Source organism: Actinoplanes palleronii (assembly GCF_016862315.1).
Lineage (GTDB): Bacteria > Actinomycetota > Actinomycetes > Mycobacteriales > Micromonosporaceae > Actinoplanes > Actinoplanes palleronii.
On the sequence record NZ_BOMS01000106.1, the window covers coordinates 51,076 to 57,252 of the forward strand.

General features: G+C 70.3%; 7 protein-coding genes. 5 read left to right on the forward strand and 2 right to left on the reverse strand.

What is annotated here, in order from left to right; genetic code table 11:
• Position 1: 1 nt before the first annotated feature.
• From Apa02nite_RS33145 to Apa02nite_RS33160, 4 genes are all read left to right on the forward strand, one after another.
• Complete coding sequence (locus Apa02nite_RS33145) at positions 2 to 199, forward strand: ferredoxin (RefSeq protein WP_203828560.1); 198 nt, start codon at positions 2 to 4, stop codon at positions 197 to 199.
• Positions 200 to 332: 133 nt separating this feature from the next.
• On the forward strand, positions 333 to 653 hold the full coding sequence (gene fdxA / locus Apa02nite_RS33150) for a ferredoxin (RefSeq protein ID WP_203828551.1): 321 nt from the start codon (positions 333 to 335) through the stop codon (positions 651 to 653).
• Positions 653 to 1,990 carry an FAD-dependent oxidoreductase gene (locus tag Apa02nite_RS33155; protein ID WP_203828552.1) on the forward strand — a complete coding sequence of 446 codons (1,338 nt, stop codon included), beginning with the start codon at positions 653 to 655 and terminating at the stop codon, positions 1,988 to 1,990. The genes fdxA and Apa02nite_RS33155 overlap by 1 nt, the downstream gene beginning before the upstream one ends.
• Positions 1,991 to 2,153: 163 nt before the next feature.
• Positions 2,154 to 2,975 carry an IclR family transcriptional regulator gene (locus Apa02nite_RS33160; protein ID WP_203828553.1) on the forward strand — a complete coding sequence of 274 codons (822 nt, stop codon included), beginning with the start codon at positions 2,154 to 2,156 and terminating at the stop codon, positions 2,973 to 2,975.
• Positions 2,976 to 3,065: 90 nt separating this feature from the next.
• Here Apa02nite_RS33160 and Apa02nite_RS33165 read toward each other — a convergent pair whose 3' ends face one another.
• Together Apa02nite_RS33165 and Apa02nite_RS33170 are read right to left on the reverse strand one after the other, a co-directional pair.
• Positions 3,066 to 3,383, reverse strand: coding sequence for a DUF4286 family protein (locus tag Apa02nite_RS33165; RefSeq protein ID WP_203828554.1), 318 nt, complete (start codon positions 3,381 to 3,383; stop codon positions 3,066 to 3,068).
• The gene (locus Apa02nite_RS33170; protein WP_203828555.1) at positions 3,370 to 5,007 is read right to left on the reverse strand and encodes a flavin-containing monooxygenase; all 1,638 of its coding nucleotides are present in this window, start codon (positions 5,005 to 5,007) and stop codon (positions 3,370 to 3,372) included. The genes Apa02nite_RS33165 and Apa02nite_RS33170 overlap by 14 nt, the downstream gene beginning before the upstream one ends.
• 179 nt (positions 5,008 to 5,186) lie before the next feature.
• On the opposite strand from Apa02nite_RS33170, the gene Apa02nite_RS33175 reads away from it, so the two are divergent.
• A complete protein-coding gene (locus Apa02nite_RS33175) occupies positions 5,187 to 6,137 on the forward strand; it encodes an SDR family NAD(P)-dependent oxidoreductase (protein WP_203828556.1) in 951 nt (316 codons plus the stop codon).
• The last annotated feature ends 40 nt before the right edge of the window (positions 6,138 to 6,177 follow it).

Genomic DNA, 6,177 nt, shown 5'->3' on the forward strand with positions numbered 1-6,177 from the left:
CATGCGCATCGTGGCCAACCGGGACCGGTGCGTCGGCGCCGGCCAGTGCGTCCTGGTCGACCCGGACGCCTTCGACCAGGACGACGCCGACGGGCTCGTGGTGCTGCTGCGCGCCGAGCCGCACGCCGGCGACGAGCTCGCCCGGGCCCGCGAAGCGGTGAACGTCTGCCCGGGCCGCGCCCTCTCGCTCGCCGACTGACCTGACCGTTCCGATCGCACGCACGCCTGCCACGGACAACGGAACGCTCGACCGGGGCGATGGTCCGGCTCCCGGCGCGGCTCCCCGCCGTACGAAATCTTTGTTCTGTTGAAAGAACACCCCAGGAGATGACATGACATTCGTGGTGACGCAGGGCTGCGTCGACGTTCAGGACAAGAGCTGCATCCAGGTCTGCCCGGCCGACTGCATCTACGAGGGCGGCCGGATGATGTACATCAATCCCGACCAGTGCATCGACTGCGGCGCCTGCGAGGAGGTGTGTCCGATGTCGGCCATCCGGTACGACGGTGACCTGGCCGGCGACGACGAGAAGTTCCTCGACCTCAACGCGGAGTTCTTCGTCGGGACCGGTCCGCTCAAGGGCGCCCGCAAGCTCGGCAGGATCGACCACGACGTCGACTACGTCGTGGCGCTCCCCCACCAGGCGAGCTGATGGGCCGCCGGCTCCGCGTCGCCGTCGTCGGCTCCGGCCCGGCCGGGCTGTTCTGCGCGCAGATCCTCACCGAGGACACCGAGCACGACGTCGCGGTGGACGTGTTCGAACGCCTGCCCACCCCGTTCGGGCTGGTGCGCTACGGCGTCGCACCCGACCACCAGAAGATCAAGTCGATCGTCGCCCAGCTGGCCGAGGTCTTCGACTCGCACCGGGTGCGGTTCCTCGGCAACGTCAGCGTCGGCGCCGACGTCACGCTCGACGAGCTGCGCGCGCACTACGACGCGGTCGTGCTGGCCTCCGGCGCGCCGCTGGACCGCCCGCTCGGCGTCCCGGGCGAGGACCTGACCGGCGTGCTGGCCGCCCGCAACTTCGTGTCCTGGTACTCCGGGCACCCGGACGCGAGCTTCGACACCGCGGTGCTCGCGGCCGAGCGGGCCCTGGTGGTCGGCGTGGGCAACGTGGCGCTCGACGTGGCCCGGATGCTGGTGCGCACCCCGGAGGAGTTGCGGCGCACCGACGTGCCCGAGCACGTCGTCGAGGCGCTGGCCGGGCACGCGGTCCGCGAGGTGCTGGTCGTCGGGCGCCGCGGCCCGCAGTTCGCCAAGTTCACCAACAAGGAGCTGCTGGAGCTGGCCGAGGTGGAGAGCGCCGACCTCGTCGTCGCGCCCGAGGACCTGACGCTGTCCGAAACCGAGCAGGCGCGGGTGGCCGCTCAGCCGGCCGCCAAGCGATTGCTGGCCTCGCTGCAGAAGATCGCCGATCGAGAACCTCGGGGCCGGGACCGGCGTATCCGGCTGCTGTTCGACCGGACACCCGTGGCGTTCCTCGGCGACACCACCGTCACCGCGGCGCGGCTGGCCCGCACGAGCGATCCCACGGTCGTCGAGCAGGTCGACGCCGGGCTGGTCCTGCCCGCGGTCGGCTATCGCAGCACGCCGCTGCAGGGCGCCCCGTTCGACGACGCGGCCGGCACGATCCCGCACCGCGACTCCCGGGTCCTGGACCGCGACGGCCACCTCAGCGGCCTGTACGTCGTCGGCTGGGCCAAGCGCGGCCCGAGCGGCGTGATCGGCACGAACCGGCTGTGCGCCAGCGAGACCGCCGCGTCCGTGCTGGCGGACGCGGCGACGCTGCCGGACCCCGGCCGCACGCCCGCGGCGATCGACGCGCTGCTGGCGTCGCGGGGTGTGCCGGTCGTCGACTGGACACGCTGGCAGCTGATCGAGGCCGCCGAGGCGCGCCTGGGCGCGGACCGCGGGCGTGAGCGCGTCAAGCTGCACGACCGGGCGGACATGCTGACCGCCGCCGGCGTGCGGACGTCCGCAGGCTCCTGACCCCACGCACCACCGAAGAGGCCTCCCCGCTGGTCAGCGGGGAGGCCTCTTCCTATGCTGGTTCACTTGCCAGTCCTGCTACTGTTTTGTTTAAGAGAATCTCCATCCCGCTGTGCGGAATGGTCCGGCGTCGGGAGCAGCCGACATCACGAGGGAGCAGGCCGTGGACGCGCAGACAAACGGAGCGGCGAGCACCCCCGACCGCCAGCGGCATCCCCTCGCCCGCGGGCTCGAGATCATCACGCTGATGGTCGACAGCGGCGAGCAGTCGTACGGTGTGCGCGAGCTCGGCGTCCGGCTCGGCGTCAGCGCCAGCACCGCCCACCGGCTGCTCGGCGACCTGGAGGAGCTGGGGATGGTCTCGCGCACCCCGGCCGGCAACTACCGGCTCGGGCTGGAGTTCCTGCGGCTGGCCTGGACGGCCAACACCCGCTTCCCGATCCGCGAGGCGGCCAACGACGTGCTCGCCGAGCTGAGCGCGCAGAGCGGCGAGTCGTCCTTCTTCGCCGTCTACAACGAACAGCGCCGCCGGCTGATGTTCGCGGTGTCGGTCGAATCCTCGCACCCGCTGCGCTACACCGTTCCGCAGGGTGTCTGGCTGCCGCTGCACGCGGGCGCGAGCGGACTGGCGATCCTGGCCTTCCTGCCCGAGGACACCCAGAGCGAGATCACCGGCGGCGCCCTCGAGGCGCTCACCGACCGGACGCTCGTCGACGCCGGCCAGCTCACCGAGCGACTCGCGCAGATCCGCCGCGACGGGTACGCGCTGTCGCACGGCGAGCGGATCGACGGCGCGATCGCGATCGCCGCCCCGGTGATGGGGCCGGCCGACGTGGTGATCGGCGACGTCGGCATCACCATTCCCGAGACGCGCTTCAACGCCACCAAGACCAGCGAGCTGACCACGCTGGTCAAGGAGTCCGCGGCGCTGCTGACCCGCCGGTTCACCGGGTCCCGGTCCGACGCCGCGCACTCGGTCTCCTGACCCCTTCCCTTCCTCTGACTCCCTTCCTCTGACGCGCACGGGCCCGGCTTCGCGGTGAAGCCGGGCCCGCACGCTGTTCCGGGTATTCGTTCAGTCGCCGGGGGCGATCGGCAGGACCACCGCGGTCGTCACGTCGAGCGCGTCGCTGCCGCTGAGGTTCGAGGTGTACAGCAGGGTCCGGGCCTCGTCGGCCGAGCCCTCCACCTCGTAGAGCGTCGCGTAGCGGTGCGAGACGCCGAGCGTGACGTCCGGTGGCACCACGTAGCGATGGGCCGCCACGAAGGCAGGCAGGGCCAGGATCTCGGGGATGTGGGTCCCCCAGTACCACTCGCGGAACTCGGCCTCCTTGCCCTCGATCGGGTTGCTGAGGGCCAGCAGCGCCTCGCGCCGCGGGTCAGTGGTGGGCATCGTTGACGACCTTCTTCCTGAACGCACCGGTGTAGTTCTCGGTCGAGGACATCTCGCCGAGCATGTCGTGGAGCTTGGGCCGCCCGCCGGGGTTGAGCAGGAACTTGCGGGGCTTGCCCTGGACATTGGCGCCGTAGTAGTGGCTGTGCTCAGCCGAGAAGATCGACTTGGGAGCCAGCGTCTCGATCATGGACATCCACGCGTCCTGGTGCGCCGCGGTGGGCTCGAAGACGTCGAAGCCGTGCTCGCGCGCGTACACGATCGTCGCGGTGATCCAGTCCACCTGGTCCTGGGAGTACCTCGGGTAGTTGCCGCCGCCGGCGCCGTGCGGGCCGCCGGGGAAGAAGAAGTTCGGCAGCTGGTGTGCGCTGAACCCGCCGAAGTCGGCCGGGCCGTCCTCCCAGCCCTTGCTGAGGTCCAGGCCCTCGCGGCCCTGCACGCCCATCCGGGTCAGCGCGCCGGTGCCGAAGTCGAAGCCGGTCGCGTAGACGATGATGTCGTAGTCGCGGTGCTTCTCGGTGGTCTCGATACCGGTCGCGTCGACCCGGACGATCGGCGTCTCGCGCAGCGCGATCAGCGAGGCGGCCGGCTTGTTGAACGACTCGAAGTAGTCGGCCACGAACGGCGGCCGCTTCGCGCCGAACAGATGGTCCGTCGGGATGAGCCGCTCCGCGGTCACCGGGTCCTGGACGATCGAGCGGATCTTGCCGGCCAGGAACGCGCAGAACTCGAGGTTGAGCTCGCGGTTCGTGGTCATGTCGTAGTAGTTCATGGTCAGCTTGCCGAAGCCCGGCGCCTTCCACATCGTCTCGAAGAAGGCCTGGCGCTGCTCCGGTGAGTCGGCGGTGGAGAACTTGCCGGCCGGCTCGTGCAGGAAGCCGGACGGCGAGGTGCTCAGCACCTTGACGACGGTCTCCCAGTTGTCGTTGAGCCAGCGGTGGCGCTCGTCGGTGAGCGGGCCGTTGTTCAGCGGGGTGGTCCAGGTCGGCGTGCGCTGGTAGAGGTCGACCGAGGCCACCACGTCGACGATCGCCGGCAGCAGCTGGGCGCCGCTGGGGCCGTTGCCGATGATGGCCACCCGCTTGCCGGCGAAGTCGACGGGCGTGTGCGGCCAGGCTCCGGTGTGATGGGCCTGCCCGGCGAAGTCGTCCAGGCCGTCGAGCTCCGGATAGTGCGGCACCGAGAGCCCGCCGGTGGCCGAGATGACCCAGCGCGCCCGGACCACGTCACCCTTCTCGGTGGTCACCACCCACACGTTGGCGGCCTCGTCGTACACCGCCGAGGCGACCTTCTGGCCGGTGTGGATGTGCCGGCGCAGGTCGAAACGGTCGACGACGTGGTTGAGGTAGCTCTCGATCTCGGGCTGGGTGGCGAACTCCTCCTTCCAGCGCCAATCCTCGAACAGCTCCTTGGAGAACAGGTAGCCGTAGGTGTAGCTCTCCGAGTCGAAGCGCGCCTGCGGGTACCGGTTCCAGTACCAGACACCACCGACGCCGTCGCCGGCCTCGAGCGTGCGCGCCGAGAAGCCCGCGTCGATCGCGCGGTAGAGCGCGTAGACGCCGACGACACCGGCCCCGATCACCAGCACTTCCACGTCGACGTCGTGGTCGGTCCGCTCTGCCATTGACTCACCCTCGCTCGGTCATGGCCGCCGAAGCGGCACTCTGCGCCGCCGAAGCAGCGCTCTGCGGGCAAATATAAGCCGCTGTGCTCAAAAATTGAATACTTCTTGGACGTTCGTAGCAGGTTTCTAGCTGATTTCCGTCGTAGGATCTGAGCACTGGTTAAGAAAAGGGAGACCCGATGGACGCTACTGAGCAACTCCGCTTCGACGGCCGGGTGGCCATCGTGACCGGCGCCGGGCGCGGCCTCGGCCGGGCGCACGCCCTGCTGCTGGCCTCCCGGGGCGCGACGGTCGTGGTGAACGACGTCGGCGGCTCCAAGGAGGGCGAGGGCAGCGACGCCGGGCCCGCCAACGACGTCGTCGCGGAGATCGTCGCGGCCGGCGGGACCGCGCTCGCGGACACCCACTCGGTCGGCTCCGAGGCCGGCTGCCAGGCCCTGGTGGCGGACACCGTGCGCGAGTTCGGCCGGGTCGACATCGTGGTCAACAACGCCGGGATCTCCCGGTGGGCGAGCTTCCCCAAGGCGGACGCGGACAACCTGGAGCTGACCCTCGACGTGCACCTGCGCGGCACCTGGCACACCACCCGGGCGGCCTGGCCGCACATGGAGAAGCAGGGCTACGGCCGGGTGATCACCACCGCGTCCACCGGCATGCTCGGGCTGGCCGACAACCTCGCGTACGCGACGGCCAAGGGCGCCCTGATCGGTTTCACCCGCAGCCTCGCGTTCTCCAGCGCGGCGAAGGGGATCCTGGTCAACTGCGTCGCGCCGAACTCGGTGACCCGGCCCAGCGAATCGGCCGCCAAGCCGAACGTGGTGACCAGCAACCAGATGGACACCGCGCGCGCCGCGGTGATGTCGACCGAGAACGTCTCCCCGATGGTCGCCTACCTCGCGCACGAGTCGTGCACGGTCAACGGCGAGATCCTGGTCGCCGGCGCCAAACGGTTCGGGCGGTGGTTCCTCGGCTTCACGCCGGGCTGGCTCGACACCGCCGAGGGGGTGCCGAGCGCCGAGAACGTGGCCGCGCACTGGGACGAGATCGTCGACGAGAAGGACTACTACGTACCGACCGGCACCATGGACTGGGGTGGGCGCTTCATGTCGCACCTCTACCCCGGCGCGTGAGAGACCGGGCTGCGGTACGGCTCGCGCCGCACCGCAGCCC

Bases quoted from the DNA above. Each gene is read 5' to 3' on its own strand.
- Apa02nite_RS33170 (WP_203828555.1), bottom strand. From the start codon at position 5,007: ATGGCAGAGCGGACCGACCACGACGTCGACGTGGAAGTGCTGGTGATC.
- Apa02nite_RS33165 (WP_203828554.1), bottom strand. From the start codon at position 3,383: ATGCCCACCACTGACCCGCGGCGCGAGGCGCTGCTGGCCCTCAGCAAC.
- Apa02nite_RS33145 (WP_203828560.1), top strand. From the start codon at position 2: ATGCGCATCGTGGCCAACCGGGACCGGTGCGTCGGCGCCGGCCAGTGC.
- Apa02nite_RS33155 (WP_203828552.1), top strand. From the start codon at position 653: ATGGGCCGCCGGCTCCGCGTCGCCGTCGTCGGCTCCGGCCCGGCCGGG.
- fdxA (WP_203828551.1), top strand. From the start codon at position 333: ATGACATTCGTGGTGACGCAGGGCTGCGTCGACGTTCAGGACAAGAGC.
- Apa02nite_RS33175 (WP_203828556.1), top strand. From the start codon at position 5,187: ATGGACGCTACTGAGCAACTCCGCTTCGACGGCCGGGTGGCCATCGTG.